At 63.2% G+C, this 17,997-nt stretch carries 19 protein-coding genes; 9 read left to right on the plus strand and 10 right to left on the minus strand.

What is annotated here, in order from left to right; translation table 11 throughout:
* The first annotated feature begins 58 nt into the window (after nucleotides 1–58).
* From O7A61_RS00150 to O7A61_RS00185, 8 genes are all read left to right on the plus strand, one after another.
* Nucleotides 59–1,378 carry an ABC transporter substrate-binding protein gene (locus O7A61_RS00150; RefSeq protein ID WP_337127882.1) on the plus strand — a complete coding sequence of 440 codons (1,320 nt, stop codon included), beginning with the start codon at nucleotides 59–61 and terminating at the stop codon, nucleotides 1,376–1,378.
* 117 nt (nucleotides 1,379–1,495) lie between these two features.
* Entirely contained in the window at nucleotides 1,496–2,392 is an 897-nt protein-coding gene (locus tag O7A61_RS00155; RefSeq protein WP_337127883.1) for a carbohydrate ABC transporter permease, read from the plus strand.
* Between the two features lie 18 nt (nucleotides 2,393–2,410).
* Nucleotides 2,411–3,277 (plus strand): carbohydrate ABC transporter permease, encoded by an 867-nt coding sequence (locus O7A61_RS00160; RefSeq protein ID WP_337106681.1) that lies wholly within the window; start codon nucleotides 2,411–2,413, stop codon nucleotides 3,275–3,277.
* 4 nt (nucleotides 3,278–3,281) lie between these two features.
* Nucleotides 3,282–4,379 (plus strand): ABC transporter ATP-binding protein, encoded by a 1,098-nt coding sequence (locus tag O7A61_RS00165; protein WP_337127884.1) that lies wholly within the window; start codon nucleotides 3,282–3,284, stop codon nucleotides 4,377–4,379.
* 5 nt (nucleotides 4,380–4,384) lie between these two features.
* A complete protein-coding gene (locus O7A61_RS00170) occupies nucleotides 4,385–5,497 on the plus strand; it encodes a mandelate racemase/muconate lactonizing enzyme family protein (RefSeq protein ID WP_337127885.1) in 1,113 nt (370 codons plus the stop codon).
* Nucleotides 5,498–5,507: 10 nt separating this feature from the next.
* The gene (locus tag O7A61_RS00175; RefSeq protein ID WP_337127886.1) at nucleotides 5,508–5,837 is read left to right on the plus strand and encodes an L-rhamnose mutarotase; all 330 of its coding nucleotides are present in this window, start codon (nucleotides 5,508–5,510) and stop codon (nucleotides 5,835–5,837) included.
* Complete coding sequence (locus O7A61_RS00180; RefSeq protein WP_337127887.1) at nucleotides 5,830–6,906, plus strand: Gfo/Idh/MocA family protein; 1,077 nt, start codon at nucleotides 5,830–5,832, stop codon at nucleotides 6,904–6,906. Before O7A61_RS00175 ends, O7A61_RS00180 begins: the two co-directional genes overlap by 8 nt.
* Before the next feature lie 8 nt (nucleotides 6,907–6,914).
* On the plus strand, nucleotides 6,915–7,367 hold the full coding sequence (locus O7A61_RS00185) for a MaoC/PaaZ C-terminal domain-containing protein (protein ID WP_337127888.1): 453 nt from the start codon (nucleotides 6,915–6,917) through the stop codon (nucleotides 7,365–7,367).
* A 118-nt stretch (nucleotides 7,368–7,485) separates the two neighbouring features.
* Here O7A61_RS00185 and doeB read toward each other — a convergent pair whose 3' ends face one another.
* The 10 genes from doeB to ehuR form a co-directional block, all read right to left on the minus strand.
* Entirely contained in the window at nucleotides 7,486–8,487 is a 1,002-nt protein-coding gene (doeB, locus tag O7A61_RS00190; RefSeq protein WP_337127889.1) for a N(2)-acetyl-L-2,4-diaminobutanoate deacetylase DoeB, read from the minus strand.
* A gap of 5 nt (nucleotides 8,488–8,492) precedes the next feature.
* Nucleotides 8,493–9,671: an ectoine hydrolase DoeA gene (gene doeA / locus O7A61_RS00195; protein WP_337127890.1), complete on the minus strand. Its 1,179-nt coding sequence runs from the start codon at nucleotides 9,669–9,671 to the stop codon at nucleotides 8,493–8,495.
* A gap of 140 nt (nucleotides 9,672–9,811) precedes the next feature.
* Nucleotides 9,812–10,804, minus strand: coding sequence for an ectoine utilization protein EutC (gene eutC / locus O7A61_RS00200; RefSeq protein WP_337127891.1), 993 nt, complete (start codon nucleotides 10,802–10,804; stop codon nucleotides 9,812–9,814).
* Nucleotides 10,801–11,793: a hydroxyectoine utilization dehydratase EutB gene (gene eutB / locus O7A61_RS00205; RefSeq protein ID WP_337127892.1), complete on the minus strand. Its 993-nt coding sequence runs from the start codon at nucleotides 11,791–11,793 to the stop codon at nucleotides 10,801–10,803. Before eutB ends, eutC begins: the two co-directional genes overlap by 4 nt.
* Before the next feature lie 5 nt (nucleotides 11,794–11,798).
* Nucleotides 11,799–12,578, minus strand: a complete 780-nt coding sequence (gene eutA / locus O7A61_RS00210; protein WP_337127893.1) for an ectoine utilization protein EutA — start codon at nucleotides 12,576–12,578, stop codon at nucleotides 11,799–11,801.
* Between the two features lie 3 nt (nucleotides 12,579–12,581).
* The gene (gene ehuD / locus O7A61_RS00215) at nucleotides 12,582–13,241 is read right to left on the minus strand and encodes an ectoine/hydroxyectoine ABC transporter permease subunit EhuD (RefSeq protein WP_027145208.1); all 660 of its coding nucleotides are present in this window, start codon (nucleotides 13,239–13,241) and stop codon (nucleotides 12,582–12,584) included.
* 34 nt (nucleotides 13,242–13,275) lie between these two features.
* Nucleotides 13,276–13,935, minus strand: a complete 660-nt coding sequence (ehuC, locus tag O7A61_RS00220; protein WP_337127894.1) for an ectoine/hydroxyectoine ABC transporter permease subunit EhuC — start codon at nucleotides 13,933–13,935, stop codon at nucleotides 13,276–13,278.
* Between the two features lie 170 nt (nucleotides 13,936–14,105).
* On the minus strand, nucleotides 14,106–14,957 hold the full coding sequence (gene ehuB, locus O7A61_RS00225; protein WP_337127895.1) for an ectoine/hydroxyectoine ABC transporter substrate-binding protein EhuB: 852 nt from the start codon (nucleotides 14,955–14,957) through the stop codon (nucleotides 14,106–14,108).
* A 70-nt stretch (nucleotides 14,958–15,027) separates the two neighbouring features.
* A complete protein-coding gene (gene ehuA, locus O7A61_RS00230; protein ID WP_027145205.1) occupies nucleotides 15,028–15,819 on the minus strand; it encodes an ectoine/hydroxyectoine ABC transporter ATP-binding protein EhuA in 792 nt (263 codons plus the stop codon).
* 143 nt (nucleotides 15,820–15,962) lie between these two features.
* A complete protein-coding gene (gene ehuR / locus O7A61_RS00235) occupies nucleotides 15,963–17,348 on the minus strand; it encodes a MocR-like ectoine utilization transcription factor EhuR (RefSeq protein WP_337127896.1) in 1,386 nt (461 codons plus the stop codon).
* Between the two features lie 83 nt (nucleotides 17,349–17,431).
* Between ehuR and O7A61_RS00240 the strand changes: the two genes are divergently transcribed.
* Nucleotides 17,432–17,923, plus strand: a complete 492-nt coding sequence (locus tag O7A61_RS00240; protein ID WP_140714870.1) for an Lrp/AsnC family transcriptional regulator — start codon at nucleotides 17,432–17,434, stop codon at nucleotides 17,921–17,923.
* Nucleotides 17,924–17,997: the final 74 nt, after the last annotated feature.

The following is a 17,997-nucleotide window of genomic DNA, read 5'->3' on the forward strand; positions in this document are numbered from 1 at the left end:
ATTTCTTGTCATCAGACGAGTTGCGGTCGCCGCTGAGGCGCACCAAGGGAGGATATCGATGAACAGACTGCTTTCCGGCGTGTCCGCCGGCGCATTGGCACTCGCATTTGGCGCGGGTGCTGCCCTCGCCGGCGACCTGCCCGGCAAGTTCGAAGGCGTGACCGTCGACGTAAAGCTGATCGGCGGCCAGCAATATGAAAAGCTCTACGAGCGCATCCCGGAGTGGGAGAAGGCGACCGGCGCCAAGGTCAACATCCTGACCAAGAAGAACGGCTTCGATATCGACAAGGAATTGAAGTCCGACATCGCCTCGGGCAGCACCAACTGGTGCGTCGGCTGGAACCATTCCTCCTTCGCGCCGCAGTACACCGGCCTCTACACCGATCTCAGCAAGCTCCTGCCAAAGTCGGAGATCGACGGCTTCGTGCCGTCGACGATCAAGGCGGCAACCATCGACGGCAAGCTGGAGATGCTGCCGCGTGCGCAGTTCGACGTTTCGGCGCTCTACTACCAGAAGAGCCTGTACGAAAACGCCGACAACAAGACCAAATTCAAGGCCAAATACGGCTACGACCTGGTGCCACCGGACACCTGGAAGGAAGTCACCGACCAGGCCGAATTCTTCGCCAACCCACCCAATTTCTACGGCACCCAGTTCGCCGGCAAGGAAGAGGCGATCAACGGCCGCTTCTACGAAATGGTCGTCGCCGAGGGTGGCGAATATCTCGACAAGGACGGCAAGCCGGTCTTCAATTCCGAGGCCGGCATCCGGGCGCTCGACTGGTTCGTCAATCTCTACAAGGCCAAGGCCGTGCCGGCCGGAACCACCAACTACCTCTGGGACGATCTCGGCCAGGGCTTTGCTTCGGGCACCGTCGCCATCAATCTGGACTGGCCGGGCTGGGCCGGCTTCTTCAACGACCCGAAGTCGTCGAAGGTCGCCGGCAATGTCGGCGTCAAGGTCGCGCCGAAAGGCTCCGCTGGAGTGCGCACCGGCTGGTCGGGCTTCCATGGTTTCTCGGTGACCGAGAATTGCCCGAACAAGGAGGCCGCCGCGTCGCTCGTATGGTGGCTGACAAACGAGGACAGCCAGAAGCTCGAGGCCGCCGCCGGCCCGCTGCCAACGCGCACCGCGGTCTGGGATTGGGACCTGCAGCAGGCCGCGAACGATCCTTACAAGAAGGAGGTTCTGTCGGCTTTCCAGGAAGAAGCCAAGCACGCCTTTGCCGTGCCGCAGACGCCTGAGTGGATCGAGATCTCGAACACCGTCTATCCCGAGCTGCAGGCAGCTATCCTCGGCGACAAGACCTCCAAGCAGGCACTGGATGAAGCCGCCGCCAAGGCGACGCAGATCCTGCAGGACGCCGGCAAACTCTAGGCATTGTTCCCAAGACCGCCTCCCCCATTGTCAATGGGGGAGGCGATCGCGTCTTGCCGGTGCTGTCCATTCACCGGTCAGGCCCCAAAATTGCATGCCAGATACCAAAGGACCCCGATGAAGGGCTTCAAGCCATCCGCACCATTCCTGCTGCTGCTTCCGGCGTTCATCGTGCTGGCGGCGGTCGTGGTGGTGCCGTTGCTTCTCTCGCTCTATTCCAGCTTCACGCCCTTCCGGCTGACCAAGCCCGAGACGTTTTTCGTCTTCATCGGCTTGCGGAACTATCTTTCGATCCTGGCCAATATGGATTTCTGGTGGGCGTTCGGGCGCACGGTTCTGCTGCTGACGATCGCGCTCAATCTTGAAATGCTGCTTGGCCTCGGCCTCGCCATGCTGGTCGAGAAGGCGACACGCGGCCAGCGCATCCTGCGCACGCTGATGATGTTTCCGATGATGTTCTCGCCGATCCTCGTCGGCTTTCAGTTCAAGTTCATGTTCAACGACAATATCGGCCTGGTGAACAACGCGCTGCAGTCGCTCGGCATCACCAGCGACGCCGTCCCGTGGCTGATCGAGGGCCATCTCGCCTTCATCGCCATTTCAGTCGCCGAGATCTGGTCGTCGACGGCGATCTTCGCCATCCTGATCCTGGCGGGGCTGCTCGCCATGCCCAAGGAACCAATCGAGGCGGCTCGCGTCGATGGCTGCACGCCGTGGCAGACCTTCCGCTATGTGACGTGGCCGTTCGTCATGCCCTTCGCCTACATCGCCATGACCATTCGCTCGCTCGACGTGGCGCGCGCCTATGACATCGTCAAGATCATGACCGATGGCGGGCCGGCCGGCCGCACCGAACTGCTTTGGACGCTGGTGGCGCGCACCGCCTATAGCGACGGACGCATGGGAATGGCCAACGCCATGGCCTATTTCTCGATCCTGCTGTCGATCGCCTTCACCGTCTACTTCTTCAACAAGCTCGCCGCGGCGCGCACGCAGATCGGTGCGGAGTGGTGAAGGGGCGGGGTGGTGAAGATGGATGAGAATTCTTCCGCCCGCCTCAAGCGCCGGCTGCTTGATATCGTCTATCGCATCGGCCTGTTCGTGGCGATGCTGACGATCTGCCTGCCCGGCCTCTGGATCGTGCTGTCGTCGCTGCGGCCGACGGTCGAGATCATGGCCAAGCCGCCTGTGTGGATCCCGCAGGACATTTCGTTCGATGCCTATGTCGCGATGTTCTCGGGCATCGGCAAGGGCGGCATCCCTGTCATCGAGTATTTCCGCAACTCGCTGATCATCTCGGTGACCTCGACGGTTATCGCGGTCGCCATCGGCATGGCCGGTGGCTATGCCTTCGCGCGCTATCGCTTCCGCGGCAAGTCGAGCGTCTTCCTCGGCCTGATGCTGACGCGCACGGTGCCGGGCATCGCGCTGTCGCTGCCACTGTTCTTCCTCTATGTGCGGCTCGGCATCATCGACACGCATTTCGGGCTGATCCTCGCCTATGTCGCACTCAATGTGCCTTTCACCATCTGGCTGATCGACGGCTTCTTCCGCCAGGTGCCGAAGGACCTCGCGGAAGCAGCGCAGATCGATGGCTGCACGCGCTGGCAGGCCTTCTGGCAGGTCGAGTTTCCGCTCGCCGGACCGGGCATTGCGTCGGCGGCGATCTTCGCCTTCCTGACCTGCTGGAACGAGTTCGCGCTGGCTTCCCAACTAACCCGCTCGGTCAGCGCCAAGACGCTGCCGGTCGGCCTGCTCGACTACACGGCCGAGTTCACCATCGACTGGCGCGGCATGTGCGCGCTCGCCGTTGTGATGATCATCCCGGCGCTCACCCTCACTTTCATCGTCCAGAAACACCTTGTCGGCGGCCTGACCTCCGGCGCGGTGAAAGGCTGATCCAATGGCAACGGTTTCCCTCAAAAAGCTGACCAAGCGCTACGGCAATATCCAGATCGTGCATGGCATCGACCTCGACATCACCGACCGCGAATTCATCGCGCTGGTCGGCCCGTCAGGCTGCGGCAAGTCGACGACGTTGCGCATGATCGCCGGGCTGGAAGAGATCAGCGCCGGCTCGATCGAGATCGGCGGGCGCGTCGTCAACGACCTGCCGCCGCGCTCGCGCAACATCTCGATGGTGTTCCAGTCCTATGCGCTCTACCCGCATATGACGGTGCGCGAGAACCTCGGCTTCTCCCTGAAGATCGCCGGCGCCGCCAAGGAGGATCTGGACCGCCGCGTCGCCGAGGCTTCCGCCATCCTCGGGCTCGATACTTTGCTCGACCGCCGCCCGTCGCAACTCTCCGGCGGACAACGCCAGCGCGTCGCCATGGGCCGCGCCATCGTGCGCGACCCCGATGTCTTCCTGTTCGACGAGCCGCTTTCCAATCTCGATGCCAAGCTTCGCACGCAGATGCGCACCGAGATCAAGAAGCTGCATGCCAAGGTCCAATCGACGGTGATCTACGTCACCCACGACCAGGTCGAGGCGATGACGCTTGCCGACCGCATCGTCATCATGCGCGACGGCTACATCGAACAGGTCGGCACGCCGGACGAGGTTTTCCGGCGCCCGGCGACACGCTTCGTCGCCGGCTTCATCGGCTCGCCGCCTATGAACCTGCATGAGGCCACGATAGACGACGGCCAGCTGGCTTTCGCCAGCGGCGCCAAGCTGCCGCTGCCCAGCCAGTTCAAGGCCAATGTCGCCATCGGCGACAAGGTCGTGTTCGGGCTGCGACCCGACGACATCTACCCGACCGGCCATGGCATCAGTTCGGGAAGTTCCGCCGACGTGCACCAGATCGAATTGCCGATCACCGTCACCGAACCGCTCGGCAACGAGACGCTGGTGTTCGTCGAGTTCAACGGCAGCGATTGGGTCTCGCGCATGCTGAACCCCCGCCCGCTGCGATCCGGCGAGCGCGTCGCCATGAGCCTCGACCTGTCGCAGGCGCATCTGTTTGCCACCGAGACCGGAAAGACATTGCGGAGCTGACTGACATGGCAAGGATCGAGAAAATCGAACTGCGGATGGTGGACCTTGTACCAAAGGTCAAGCGCACAGACGCCATCCAGAGCTTCGTCAGCCAGGAAACGCCTATCGTGACGGTCACCGACTCCGACGGCGCGATCGGCACCGGTTACAGCTACACGATCGGCACCGGCGGTTCGTCGGTGATGCGGCTCTTGTCCGACCACCTGGTGCCGCGCCTGATCGGCCGCGATCCTGATATGATCGAGGCGATCTGGCACGATCTCGAATTCGCCACCCACGCCACCACGATCGGTGCGATCACCGCGATCGCCATCGCGGCAATCGACATCGCACTATGGGACCTCAGGGCGAAGAAACAGAACCTGCCGTTATGGAAGCTCGCCGGTGGCGCCAAGGACCGCTGCCCGCTCTACACGACCGAAGGCGGCTGGCTGCATATCGATACGCAGGCGCTGGTCGACGATGCGCTGGCCGCCAAGGCGAAGGGATTTCGTGGCTCGAAGGTGAAGATCGGCAGGCCGCACGGGTCTGAGGATCTCGCGCGCCTGTCGGCGGTGCGAAAGGCGGTCGGCGACGGCTACGAGATCATGACCGACGCCAATCAGAGCTTCTCGGTGGACGAGGCGATCCGGCGTGCGGCGAGGTTGCGCGAACTCGATCTCGCATGGATCGAGGAGCCGCTGCCGGCCGACGACATCGACGGACATATTAGGTTGTCGAGCTCGACGCCGACGCCGATCGCGGTTGGCGAATCGCTCTATTCCATGCGCCATTTCCGCGAATACATGCAGAAAGGCGCCTGCTCGGTCGTGCAGGTCGATGTCGGCCGCATCGGCGGCATCACCCCCTGGCTCAAGATCGCCCATGCGGCGGAGGCCTTCGACATTCCGGTTTGCCCGCATTTCCTGATGGAATTACATGTCAGCCTGACCTGTGCTGTTCAGAACGGCAGGTATGTCGAGTACATTCCGCAACTCGACCAGTTGACCGGCAGGCACATGCGCATCGAGGATGGGCATGCGCTGGCGCCCGACGAGCCCGGTATCGGCATCGATTGGGACTGGGACGCGGTCAAGGCCATGAACATAGCCGAATTCACCACGGCGATCACGAAATAGGGGAACGAACATGCAGCGGATGGGAATGGTTCTGGGGCTGAAGCCGGAAAAGGTCGAGGAATATGTCCGCCTCCATGCCGCTGTCTGGCCGGATGTGCTGACCATGATCTCGGCCTGCAACATCAAGAATTATTCGATCTACCTGAAGCGACCGGAGAACCTGTTGTTTTCCTATTACGAATATCACGGCACCGACTACGCGGCCGATATGGCCAAGATGGCGGCCGACCCGAAGACGCAGGAATGGTGGTCCGTCTGCATGCCCTGCCAAGAGCCGCTTGCAACCCGCAAGGAAGGTGAGTGGTGGGCTTCGATGGACGAAGTCTTCCATCATGACTGAGGCCGGTTTCGACCCCGCCTCGCTCATCCAGTCCTGGCCAAAACCCTCAAAACCCCGGCCGATCGTCACCTTCGGTGCCGGATCTATCGTCGGCGACGCGCATTTTCCGGCCTACCGGAAGGCGGCATTTCCGATCGCAGGCCTTTACGATCCGGACCAGGCCAAGGCGCAGGCCCTGGCCGATAGATGGAGCGTGACGGCGTTCCGCTCGGTGGAAGAGGCCGCTGACGTGAAGGACGCGATCTTCGATCTGGCAACACCACCGGGGCGGCATGCCGAGATCCTGAAGGTCCTGCCCGACGGTGCGTTCGCGCTGATCCAGAAGCCGATGGGCAACTATCTCGGCGAGGCAACCGAAATCCTCGAGATATGTCGCGCCAAGAACCTCAAAGCGGCCGTGAATTTCCAGTTGCGCTTCGCGCCGATGATGCTGGCGCTGAAGGACGCGATCGCCAAGGGCTGGCTCGGCGAGGTCGTCGACTTCGACGCCTGGCTGGCGCTGGCGACGCCGTGGCAATTGTGGGAATTCCTGCTCAAGGCGCCGCGCGTCGAGATCGCCATGCATTCGATCCATTATCTCGACCTGATCCGGCAATTGCTCGGCGACCCCAGGGGCGTCCACGCCAAGACACTCGGCCATCCCAACCACAAGGTGGCGCAGACGCGCACCAGCGCCATTCTCGACTATGGCGACACGGTGCGTTGCGCGCTGTCGATCAACCACGACCACAAGTTCGGGCGCCGGCATCAGGCCTGCGAGTTCCGCATCTGCGGCACCGAGGGGGCTGCCTATCTGAAGCTCGGCCTCAATCTCGACTATCCCCGTGGCGAGCCGGACATTCTGGAGATCTATCCGAAAGGCGGGACCGATTGGATAGCCGTGCCTTTGACCGGCGAATGGTTTCCCGACGCCTTTGTCGGGCGCATGGCCAATGTCCAGCGCTTTGCTTGCGGAGAGGACGACAAGCTGGTCAGTTCGGTCGAGGACGCCTGGACCACCATGGCGCTGGTGGAAGCCGCCTATAAATCGAGCGCGGCGCCGGCGACGCCGCTGGCCGAAAAGCCGTAAGGCAGGACATGGAACAGATCACCTATTTCGAAGACTACGAGATCGGCTCAACGCGGCTGACCAGCGGCCGCACGATCACCGAGACCGACTTCATCGTTCATGCCGGACACACCGGCGATTTCTTCCCGCACCACATGGACGCCGAGTTCATGAAGACGACGCCGTTCGGCCAGCGCATCGCGCATGGCACGCTGGTGTTCTCGGTCGGCATCGGGCTGACGGCGAACGTGGTCAACCCTGTCGCCTTTTCCTATGGCTATGACCGGCTGCGCTTCATCAAGCCGGTGTTCATCGGCGACACGATCCGCACGCGCACCACCATCGCGGCCAAGGAGGACGACCCCAAGCGGCCCACCTCGGGACGGGTGATCGAGCGCTGCGAGGTGATCAACCAGCGTGGCGAGGTGGTGCTGGCGGCCGACCACATCTACATCGTCGAACGCACGCCGGCGCAGGGCTGAAACTCCGCGCAATTCCGCGAACCGGTGGCAGGCGGTGATTCGCTCCAGACCAAGCAGCAGCGAACCGGTCCGCTGGCAGCGGCGTCCCGGCATGGTCCGGACGGGGAAATCACATCAGTCAATCGACCTTCACGGCGACCACCGCGGCGCAGTCGCCAGCCTTGACCAGGCCAGGAAAATGCCGCGCCGCCAGCATGCCCGACATTTTCGCCTGGATATCTTGCGGAGCAACGCCGGTGCGGCCGGTGGAATGGATACGCGCCAGAACCACGCCCGCTTCGACGGGCTCGCCGAGATCGACCATGGTTTCGATCATGCCGTCGTCCTCGGCGAAGCAAAAGCAATCTCCCGAGGGCATGTCCAGCCACTGGGTTTTGCCGGTCTCGACCGCCCCGGCGACGATACCGGCATGACGCAACACGTTGAGGATGCCGCGCCGGGCGATCCGCACCGTCTCGGCTCGCGAAGTGCCGCCGCCGCCGAGCTCGGTGGTGACGAAGACCTTGCCCATTTCTTCGGCCGCCGTGTCATACATGCCGATTGCGTCGATCTCGGTCATGCGCATCGAGAACGGTGCCGAGAATGCCGCCACCGCGGCAAAGGCTTTCTGCTCCAGCGCCTTGTCGGGCAAGGTATGGGCGGCGCAGAACGGCACGAAATCCAGCGTTTTGCCACCGGAATGGAAGTCGAAGACGATGTCGGCGCGGGGAAGCAGCTCGCGTTGGAAATAATCGGCGATCTTCTGCGTCACCGTGCCGTCGGGCCGGCCGGGAAAGCTGCGGTTCATGTTGCCCTTGTCGATCGGCGAGGTGCGCGTGCCGGCCCGAAAGGCCGGATAGTTCATCGCCGGCACGATGATCACCGTGCCGCTGACCTGGTCGGGATCGAGCGTCCTGGCAAGTTCGTAGAGCGCCAGCGGCCCTTCATACTCGTCGCCATGATTGCCGCCGGTCAGCAGCGCCGTCGGCCCCTTGCCGTTGCGGATGACGCAGATCGGGATCATCACCGAGCCCCAGGCCGAGTCGTCGCGGCTATGGGGCAGGCGCAGGAATCCATGCTGGACGCCGCCGCGATCGAAATCGACGGTCGGCGCAATCGGCGACGGGCGAAGACTGGACATCGGGCTCAATCCTTCACCACCAGCTTGCGCGGCACATTGGCCAGGCACTCCACACCGGCTTCGGTGATCAGGATGGACTCGGTGATCTCCAGTCCCATTGTCTCCAGCCAGAGGCCGGTCATGAAATGGAAAGTCATGCCGGGCTTGAGCTCGGTGCGATCGCCGGGACGCAGGCTCATCGTGCGTTCGCCCCAGTCCGGCGGATAGGAAATACCGATCGGATAACCAGTGCGGTTGTCCTTGACGATGCCGTATTTCTTCAGGACGGCAAAAAAGGCGTTGGCGATATCCTCGCATGTGTTGCCCGGCCTGGCGGCGGCAAGACCTGCTTCCATGCCTTCCAGCGTCGCCTTCTCGGCATCAAGGAATTCCTGCGTCGGTTTGCCGAGAAAGACGGTGCGCGACAGCGGGCAATGGTATCTGTTGTAGCAGCCGGCGATCTCGAAGAACGTGCCCTCGCCCCGCTTCATCGGTTTGTCGTCCCAGGTCAGATGCGGCGCCGAGGCGTCCGCGCCCGACGGCAGCAGCGGAACGATCGCGGGATAATCGCCGCCGATGCCGTCGACGCCGCGCGTGCCGGCATCGTAGATCTCGGCGACCAGATCGCATTTGCGCATGCCGACTTCGATCTTGTCGACGATACGCTGGTGCATCGCCTCGACGATGCGGGCGGCCTTGCGCATATAGTCGATTTCGGTCGGGCTCTTCACCGCGCGCTGCCAGTTGACCAGCGCGGTGGCATCGACGAAACGGGCGTTGGGCAGATGCTGCTGCAAAGAGGCGAAGGCGGCGGCGGAGAACCAGTAATTGTCCATCTCGACGCCGACGGTGAGCTTGCCCCAGCCGCGATCGGTCAGCACGCTGGACAGGAAGTCCATCGGATGGCGCTCGGTCGACTGCACATAATGATCGGCGTAGCCGACGATGTTGTCATGGGCGAGATAGGCGGTACGCTTGGCGCCGTTGGCGTCCTGGCCACGGCCATACCAGACCGGCTCGCCCCTCGGCGGCACGATGACCGCCTGATGGACGTAAAACGACCAGCCATCATAGCCGGTCAGCCAGGCCATGTTGGAGGGATCGCTGACGATCAAAAGATCGACGCCCTTCGCCTCCATGGCTCTCCGCGTCTTGGCGAGGCGTTCCGCATATTCGCTTCGCGAGAATTTCAGGTTCGGCTGCATAGTGTTGGTCCTCGTTTTTTGGGGCTGGAGCCCGTTTCAACTTTGTTGAATCCGGCTCCAGGTAATTCTTTTTTGTCGGAGCATGATCTGCCGGGAAAACCGGTCGCCACTTTTTCCGGATCATGCTCCTGCGGCCGGGATCAGCTTTCAAAGACCGTTCCGGCTTTCGCGGCCAGCGCACGGTCGCGGGCGAACGTGGCGATCGCCGTATCCTGCACGCCGGTGCCGGTAAGATCGGCGATGGTGATGTCGCTGGCCGAGCGCCGGCCATGCTTCGCGCCGGCGATGATCTGGCCGAGCTCGGTCACATCCGTGTCAGCGGCCATCACGCCTGCCGCGATGGCATGGTGCAATTCACCCAGCCGCCGCGTCTGCTTCGCGCTGTCGGCGACATAGAGATCAGCCATGCGCAGGATCGCCGGCGCGATCTCGTTCTTGTGCTCGGCGTCGGAACCCATGGCGGTGATATGCTGGCCGGCCGAGACAAACCCGGCTTTGATCAGCGGTTCGGTCGACGGCGTGGTGGTGACGACGATGTCGGCGCCGGCAACGGCGTTGGCCGCATCGGGTTCGGCACGCACGTCGATGCCGAGCCTTTCGCGCAAGGTAGCCGCGGCGGTCTCCGCCTTGGCGGCATCGCGCGCCCAGATGCGCGCCTGCCTGATCGGCCGCACCAGCATCAGCGCTTCCAGTTGCAGCCCTGCCTGGACCCCAGCGCCGAAGATCGCGGCGACGGATGAGTCCGGCCGTGACAGGTGTTTGGCCGCGACTGCTCCCGCAGCAGCGGTACGGACATCGGTGAGATAGCCGTTGTCGAGCAGCAAGGCTTCGACCAGGCCGGTTCTGGCTGACAAAAGCACCATCATGCCGTTTACGCTGGGCAGGCCGAGCTTGGGATTGTCGAAGAAGCCGGGGCTGACCTTGATGGCGAAGCCATCAATACCAGGCACATAGGCGGTCTTCACATCAACCTCGCCACGATGCTGCGGAATATCGAGCCGCAGGATCGGCGGCATCGCCACGGGCAGCGTGGCAAGCGCGCGAAAGGCATTCTCGACACAGGCGACGGCATCGAGATCGAGTGTCACGATTGCTCGCAGTTCAGCTTCGGTGAGGATAGTCATCCTGCTCATGCGGCGCGCTCCGAAATCGATGGTATCTCCCCGCAGACGATCTTCCTGTGCAGTTCCATGTCGATGTTGCGGCCGGAAAGCAGAACCACCACTGGCCCCTCCGCCTTGACCTTGCCAGCGAGCAGCGCCGCGATGCCTACCGCACCTGCTCCTTCGACGATCTCGCGTTCCTGTTCATAGCCATGGCGAACGCCGGCGGCGATCTCGTCCTCACTGAGCAGGACGACATCATCGAGCAGGTCGCGGCACATGGCGAAGGTCAGCCGGTTGTCGAGGCCGATGCCGCCACCGAGCGAATCCGCCAGCGTCGGCAGTTCCTCGACCAGCACGGGGTGGCCGGCATCGAGGCTCGCCTTCATCGCGGCGCCGCGCGCCATCGAGATGCCGACGACTTTTGTCCCGGGACGAACGCCCTTGATGGCGGCGGCGACACCGGAAGCCAAGCCACCTCCGGAGAGTTGCACCAGCACCAGAGCGGCATCCGGGACCTGCTCCATCATCTCCAGCCCGAGCGTGCCTTGCCCGGCGATGATCGCGGGATGGTCGAAGGGTGGCAGCATCACCAGCCCCTCCTCCGCCACCAGCCGCTCGACCTCCTGCTGGGCATCGTCCTGGCTGTTGCCGACAATACGGATTTCCGCGCCGAGGCGGCGGATTTCGTCGAGCTTATTCTGGGGTACCAAACGCGACATGCAGATAACCGCGCGCATACGCTCGAGCTTTGCCGCATGGGCGAGCGCGCGGCCATGATTGCCGGTCGATGCCGCGACGACGCCGCGCGCCTTCTCCTCGGCATCCAGCGAAGCGACGGCGTTCGAAGCGCCGCGCAATTTGAAGCTGCCGGTGGTCTGGCGGTGCTCGAGCTTGAGATGAACCGGCACGCCCAGCCGTTCGGAGAGACTCGCCGAAAGCACGATCGAAGTGCGCTCGACCTTGCCTGCAATTCGCTCACGTGCGGCGCGGATATCGCCAAGGGTTACTGTTGCCATGATCGTCAGTCGCGCGGCAGGGGCAGCGTCATCAGACGGCCGAATTCGGGATGGGCTGTCTCGTCGCTGCAAAGGCGCAGACAGTTCCAGGCGGTCGCCTGGTTGCTGGTCACCACCGGGCGGCCGATCGCCTCTTCCATGCCGGTGACCGCGAGTGCACCGCGCAGTGCCGTGCAGGACACGAACAGCGCATCGGCCTGCGGGTGCATCGCCTGGCGCGCGAGATCGACAAGCGCTGCCGGAGCAATGCGCGCCATCTCGCGATCGTCCTCGAAGCCAAGGCAGGTAAAGCTTAGGATTTCGAAGCCACGTCCGGCGAAATAGGTCGCCATCGGCCGGGAGGTTTCCATGGTATAGGGCGTGAGGATGCTGATCCTGCGCACGCCGAACGTGTTCAGCCCGCGCACACCGGCCATTGTTGGCGTGACGACGGGCACGCCTGGCTTGGCGGCCTGGATCGCAGCCTCGACCTCTCCATCGCCAATCACCACCGAGGCCGACGTGCAGGAATAGCAGATGGCGTCGAGCGGCTCGTCCGGCAGGATCAAGGCCGCGCCCGCCGTCAGCGCCGGCTGCATCTTGCGCAGGTTCTCAGGCGTCGTCGGATTGGCATAGGGGATGCGCGCGACATAGACGCCGATCCGTTCGCTCGCCACCATGCGGCGAAAATCCGGCTCGGTCGTATGGTCGGTGGCCAGGATGATGAGGCCGACGCGCCGCTCCAGCGGACGCTCATCGAGCGCTGGCCGGTTGGGCACAAGCTTGATCTCGGGCAAGGGCTTCATCTTTTATCTTTCGATCTTGCCATAGCGGCGTTCCAGCCAGCGCAGCAGCACGACCGAAATCAGGCTGATGGCGAGGAAGAAGGCACCGACCAACGTGATCGGCTCGAGGTAGCGATAATAGGTGTTGGCGACGCTTTTTGCCTGGTTCATCAGTTCCAGAACGGTGATCGCCGAGAGCAGCGGCGTCTCCTTGAACATGGCGATGAAGTAGTTGGCCAATGCCGGGATCATCGGCGGAATGGCCTGCGGGATGATAATATGCGTCCAGGTCTGCCGGGCGCTGAGATTGCAGGCCTTGGCGGCTTCCCACTGGCCACGCGGCACATTGTCGATGCCGGCGCGGTAGACCTCCGCCGTGTAGGTGCCGTAGTGCAGGCCGAGCCCGATGACGCCGGCGACCAGGGGCGGCAGCAGGATGCCGATGTCGGGCAGCACATAGAAGATGAAATAGAGCTGCACCAGGAGCGGTGTGCCGCGGATGAATTCGGCCACCCAACCGACGGTACGCGCCACCGCTTTGTTGGGCGAGCGGCGCGCCAGCGCGATGCCCAAGCCGACGATCGCCGCTAGCACCGAGCCGAGCAGCGTCGCCAGGATGGTGATCTTCACCCCCTGGATCAGGGTCGGCAGGATCTGCCGGACAAAATCCCAATCCCAATCCATCAGCGAACGCAATTCATCAGGAATGCTCCGGCCATCAGACCCGCACCCCGTCGAGGCCGCGCGCCATGCGGCGTTCCAGCGAGCGCACACCCCACGAGATGAGCAGCGCGAGGATGAAATAGATGAGAAGAATGGTGGTGAACGGCACCATGGTGTTGCCCGTCTGGGCGCGCACCACCTGTGCCTGGAAAGTGAGGTCGGCAAGCGAGATCAGCGAGACGACCGATGTCGCCTTGAGCAGCTCGATGGCATTGTTGCCGAAGGTCGGCAGCATCACCAGAAACGCCTGCGGCAGGATGACGTGGCGCATGCCTTGCCAGCGGCCCAGATTGAGCGCGATGCAGGCCTCATGCTGTTCGCGGCCGATCGATTGCACGGCGCCGCGCACCACCTCCGCGGCATAGGCTCCGACATTCAAGCCCAGCGCCAATACGCCGGCCTGCAACGGGGTCAGCTCGAAACCCAGCAGGGGCAACACGAAATAGGCGAAGAACAGCTGCACGAAGATCGATGTGCCGCGGAAGAATTCGATATAGGCCGTCGCCAGGGCCCGCAGCGCGAAGAAGCGCGACAGGCGCCCCAAGCCGGCGAGAAAGGCCATGATCAGGGCCAGCACGGACCCCATCAGCGTCAGCTCGATGGTGACAAGCGCTCCCTGCAATATCAGGCCGAAATAGCCGGACCACTGGGTCATTGAGATTCCAACGTTTGTAGTACTAGGGTCCTTCTTCCCGTTTACGGGGAGAAGATTGCCGGCAGGCAAATGAGGGGCAGCGCCAGTTCGGCAAACGGGGCGCCGCCCCTCATCCGGCCCTTCGGGCCACCTTCTCCCCGTGAACGGGGAGAAGGCAAGAAAAGCGCGCGCTACTTCGCCGAGCAGAGCTTGTCGCGCGTGGTCGACATTGCCGCCGCCGCCGAGAAGCCGTAGGGCTCGATGATCTTGGCGAACTCGCCCGACTTCTTCATCTTGGCCAGTTCGACATCATAGGCATCACGCAGAGCCTCGTCGCCCTTCTTGAAGGCGGCGCCGTCGCAATAGACCGGCGCGCCCTGCACCGGAGCGATGACTTCGAGGTTCGGATCGGCGGCCTTCTTCATGAGATCATTGATCGACAGCACAGGCAGCGAATAGGCGTCGATGCGGCCGTCCTGCACCATCTTCAGGCCGCTCTGGCCGTCCGGCACGACGATGACGCGCTCGCGCGGCACGCCGGCGTTGAGCGCCAGCTTCTCCTCGGTGCCGCCGCCGGGCGCGCCGATGGTGGCGGACGTGTCCTTGGCGACATCCTCATAGCTCTTGAAGCCTTTCGGATTGCCCTTCTTCACCAGCATCGCCTCGGCGTCGCACAGCACCGGCTCGGAATAGGCGACCGCCGCGCAGCGCTCCGGCTTCATGAACAGGCCGGCGGTGACGACGTCGAAGCGGCCGGCCTGCAGGCCGGGGATCATGGCGCCATACTCAGAGATCGAGGCGACGATATCGGCCACTCCGAGACGTTTGAAGATCTCTCGCGCCACGTCGGGCGCGGCGCCAGACACCTTGCCGTCGGCCGCGACCGCCGTGTAGGGCGGCTCGTTGGCGATGGCGACGCGTGCGAACCCTTGCGCCTTGAGTTGTTCGAGCTTCTTGTCCGCGGCCGAGCCCACGCTTGATGTCGCAAGCACCGCCGTCAGTGCGAGGCCAGCGATGCCGGCCAGAATGCCAAGTTTCTTCATTGTTCCCAACTCCTTGTTCTTGTCTTGGTTTGCGTGATTTCAAGACGGCTTGGCCGCCTTTGGCATGCGGTCAGACACGGTGTCCGGCCGCGATGATCTTCTTCAGGAAGCCTTGCGTGCGTTCCTGCTTGGGATTGCGGAAAATCTCGTCTGGCTTGCCTTCCTCGACTATGCGGCCGCGATCGAAGAACAGCACCCGGTCGGCGAAGTCGTGGGCGAAACCCATCTCGTGCGTGACAAGCAGCATGGTCATGTCGGTTTCGGCGCAGAGCCGCCACAAGACGTTGAGCACTTCCTCGACCAGTTCCGGGTCGAGCGCCGACGTCACCTCGTCGAACAGCATGATCTTCGGCTGCAAAGCGAGCGCGCGGGCGATCGCCACGCGCTGCTTCTGGCCGCCGGACAATTGGGCCGGCATCGCCTTCGCCTTATCGGCCATGCCGACCATCTCGAGCAGTTCCATCGCCCGCTTCTCGGCAGCGGCGCGCGGCGTTCCCTTGGTCAGCATCGGCGCCAACGTCACATTGTCGATGACGCTCTTGTGCGGAAACAGGTTGAACAGCTGGAAGACCATGCCGGTCTTCTGGCGCATCCGCGCCAGGTGGCGCTCGTCGGCCGGCAACAGCTGGCCGTTGCGCTCCATATGGTAGAGCTGCTCGCCGTCGATCTGGATGTGACCGCCATCGATGCGCTCCAGCGTCATCAGGATGCGCAGGATCGTCGTCTTGCCCGAGCCGGAGGGGCCGATCAGCGCCAGCTTCTCGCGCGGCATGACCTGCATCGAGAGGCCGTCCAGGACCTTGAAGCTGCCAAAGCTCTTCGAGATGCTGTCGACCTTGATGATGGGTGCGGATGCGGACAAATGAATTTCCCCGTGCTGGAGAAGGCTGGTGCCCTTAACGATGCGGAACGTGCCAAATCATGTCAATTGGGAAAATAATATCATGACAATTATTCCGATTGCGCACATTTTCCAGTCAAGCACAGCCGGCTTTTTGGGCAGGCTTAGATTGCGAGCAGCAAATGCTCGGGATCGCCAAGCAAGAGTTTGGTGACAACGCCGAGACCGGCCCGCAGTTCCCCCTCGGTGGTCGAACCCAGAGAGATGCGTACCGCCGGATGCCAGGGCGCATCCGAAATGCGGAAGGAGGTGCCCGGTGCAATGGCCACGCCTTGCAATCGGGCCTGGGCGACAAAGCTCTCCTCGGAGCGGTCGGCCGGCAGTTGCAGCCAGATATGCAATCCGTCGCGGCGGGCACGGTAGTCGACGCCTGAGAGTACCTCGCCAGCGATATCCTGCCGGCGATGCAACGCCGCGCGCTGCCAGCGCACCAGTTCTATCGCGGTGCCGTCGGTCACCCATTTGGTGGCGATCTCGGCCACCATTGGTGTCGCCATCCAGTTCGAGACAAGATGCCGGTTGGCGACGGCCGCAACGTAACGATCGGGCGCGGCGAGATAACCGATGCGCAGGCCGGGCACGGTGATCTTGGTGAAGGAGGTGACGTAGAGCGTCCGCTCCGGCGCGAAAGCGGCGACCGGCGGCGGTCGATCCTCGACCAGCGGACCCAGCACATCGTTCTCGATAATTGCGATGTCGTGCTTGCGCGCCACCGCCGCGATCTGCTCGCGGCGCGCCGCATCCATGAGCGTTGCCGTGGGATTTATGACGGAAGGCTGGACGAACACGGCGCGGATGTCGGAAAGCCGGCAGGCCTCGTCCAGCGCTTCCGGAATCAAGCCATTGCCGTCAATCGGCAGGCCTTCGAGATTGAAGCCGAGATAACGGGCGAGCGGCACCAGCGTGTGATGGCCGATCGCCTCGGTGGCGACGGTGGAGCCCGGCGGCGCCACGCTCATCAGCGCCACCGTCATGCCGGCGGTGGCGCCATTGGTCAGGCTGATGTTCTGCGGGGAGACATCGAGGCCGCACAGTTTCAGCCACTCGACCGCCACGGCGCGATGGCGCGGGAATACCATGTTGGGCCGGAACGACAGTACCGAACTCGACGGCAGGTTTTCGGCGAGCCAGCCCAGCGCCTGCTTCATGCGCTCCAGGTGCATCGGCTCGCAGACCGGTTTCAGAATCGACAGGTCGATGACCTCGCCGAGGCGCTCGGGCAGATAAGGCGGCTCCGGTTCGCGGCGTTGCGTCTGGACGAAGCTGCCACGGCCGATCTCGCCCGAAATCAGGCCACGCCGGATCAATTCCTCGTAGGCGCGGCTCACGGTCTGCACTGACAGCTTGAGATCGTCCGCCAGCCTGCGATGCGTCGGCAGCCGCGCGCCATTGGCAAGGCGTCCGTCATGGATGGCGCGCGCGAACTGATCGGCCAACGATTGATAGGCTGGCCGCCGGATGAGCGTGGGATCGGGTTGCCACAATGTCATGACTTATTAGAGATCGAAATCAGTGCAATTGACAATCGAAATAATGCGCCGTCATGGTACGATCGACGAAAAAGTGAGCGCTGATGACTGCTGCGAAACTCGACGCGATCGACCTTAAAATACTCGACGCCATCCAGCGTGACGGACGTATCACCAAGCTGGCGCTGGCCGAGCAGGTCGGGCTGTCGCCAACACCGTGCTGGATGCGGCTGCGCAAGCTCGAAAAAGCCGGCATCGTTTCGGGCTATCATGCCCGGATCGCCATGCGCGTCGTGGCGCCGGTCGCCACGGTGCTGATGGAGGTCACGCTGGCCAGCCACCGCCAGGCCGATTTCGACCGCTTCGAGCGCGTCATCCGCGACATCCCCGAGATCGTCGCCTGCTGGTCGGTGGGTGGAGGCGTCGACTATGTGTTGAAGGTGATGGCACGCGACATCGACGCCTATCAGCGGCTGGTCGACGGCTTGCTCGATCGCGAGATCGGCATCGACCGCTACTTCACCTACATCGTCATCAAGACGGTAAAAGATGATGTCGCGCTGCCGATAGCGGACCTGCTGCCGGCACCGACATAGGGCCGGAGAAATGGGCTGCCCTCTCGGTGCAATAGAGAGATTCTCTCTACGGCCAGGCGTCCAAACAGCCTCTC

It is taken from the genome of Mesorhizobium sp. Cs1321R2N1 (genome assembly GCF_037179725.1).
Lineage (GTDB): Bacteria > Pseudomonadota > Alphaproteobacteria > Rhizobiales > Rhizobiaceae > Mesorhizobium > Mesorhizobium salmacidum.

What these genes read in the sequence shown, in the direction of transcription:
- O7A61_RS00150 (WP_337127882.1), top strand. Translation starts at nt 59, where the DNA reads ATGAACAGACTGCTTTCCGGCGTGTCCGCCGGCGCATTGGCACTCGCA.
- O7A61_RS00155 (WP_337127883.1), top strand. Translation starts at nt 1,496, where the DNA reads ATGAAGGGCTTCAAGCCATCCGCACCATTCCTGCTGCTGCTTCCGGCG.
- O7A61_RS00160 (WP_337106681.1), top strand. Translation starts at nt 2,411, where the DNA reads ATGGATGAGAATTCTTCCGCCCGCCTCAAGCGCCGGCTGCTTGATATC.
- O7A61_RS00165 (WP_337127884.1), top strand. Translation starts at nt 3,282, where the DNA reads ATGGCAACGGTTTCCCTCAAAAAGCTGACCAAGCGCTACGGCAATATC.
- O7A61_RS00170 (WP_337127885.1), top strand. Translation starts at nt 4,385, where the DNA reads ATGGCAAGGATCGAGAAAATCGAACTGCGGATGGTGGACCTTGTACCA.
- O7A61_RS00175 (WP_337127886.1), top strand. Translation starts at nt 5,508, where the DNA reads ATGCAGCGGATGGGAATGGTTCTGGGGCTGAAGCCGGAAAAGGTCGAG.
- O7A61_RS00180 (WP_337127887.1), top strand. Translation starts at nt 5,830, where the DNA reads ATGACTGAGGCCGGTTTCGACCCCGCCTCGCTCATCCAGTCCTGGCCA.
- O7A61_RS00185 (WP_337127888.1), top strand. Translation starts at nt 6,915, where the DNA reads ATGGAACAGATCACCTATTTCGAAGACTACGAGATCGGCTCAACGCGG.
- doeB (WP_337127889.1), bottom strand. Translation starts at nt 8,487, where the DNA reads ATGTCCAGTCTTCGCCCGTCGCCGATTGCGCCGACCGTCGATTTCGAT.
- doeA (WP_337127890.1), bottom strand. Translation starts at nt 9,671, where the DNA reads ATGCAGCCGAACCTGAAATTCTCGCGAAGCGAATATGCGGAACGCCTC.
- eutC (WP_337127891.1), bottom strand. Translation starts at nt 10,804, where the DNA reads ATGAGCAGGATGACTATCCTCACCGAAGCTGAACTGCGAGCAATCGTG.
- eutB (WP_337127892.1), bottom strand. Translation starts at nt 11,793, where the DNA reads ATGGCAACAGTAACCCTTGGCGATATCCGCGCCGCACGTGAGCGAATT.
- eutA (WP_337127893.1), bottom strand. Translation starts at nt 12,578, where the DNA reads ATGAAGCCCTTGCCCGAGATCAAGCTTGTGCCCAACCGGCCAGCGCTC.
- ehuD (WP_027145208.1), bottom strand. Translation starts at nt 13,241, where the DNA reads ATGGATTGGGATTGGGATTTTGTCCGGCAGATCCTGCCGACCCTGATC.
- ehuC (WP_337127894.1), bottom strand. Translation starts at nt 13,935, where the DNA reads ATGACCCAGTGGTCCGGCTATTTCGGCCTGATATTGCAGGGAGCGCTT.
- ehuB (WP_337127895.1), bottom strand. Translation starts at nt 14,957, where the DNA reads ATGAAGAAACTTGGCATTCTGGCCGGCATCGCTGGCCTCGCACTGACG.
- ehuR (WP_337127896.1), bottom strand. Translation starts at nt 17,348, where the DNA reads ATGACATTGTGGCAACCCGATCCCACGCTCATCCGGCGGCCAGCCTAT.
- O7A61_RS00240 (WP_140714870.1), top strand. Translation starts at nt 17,432, where the DNA reads ATGACTGCTGCGAAACTCGACGCGATCGACCTTAAAATACTCGACGCC.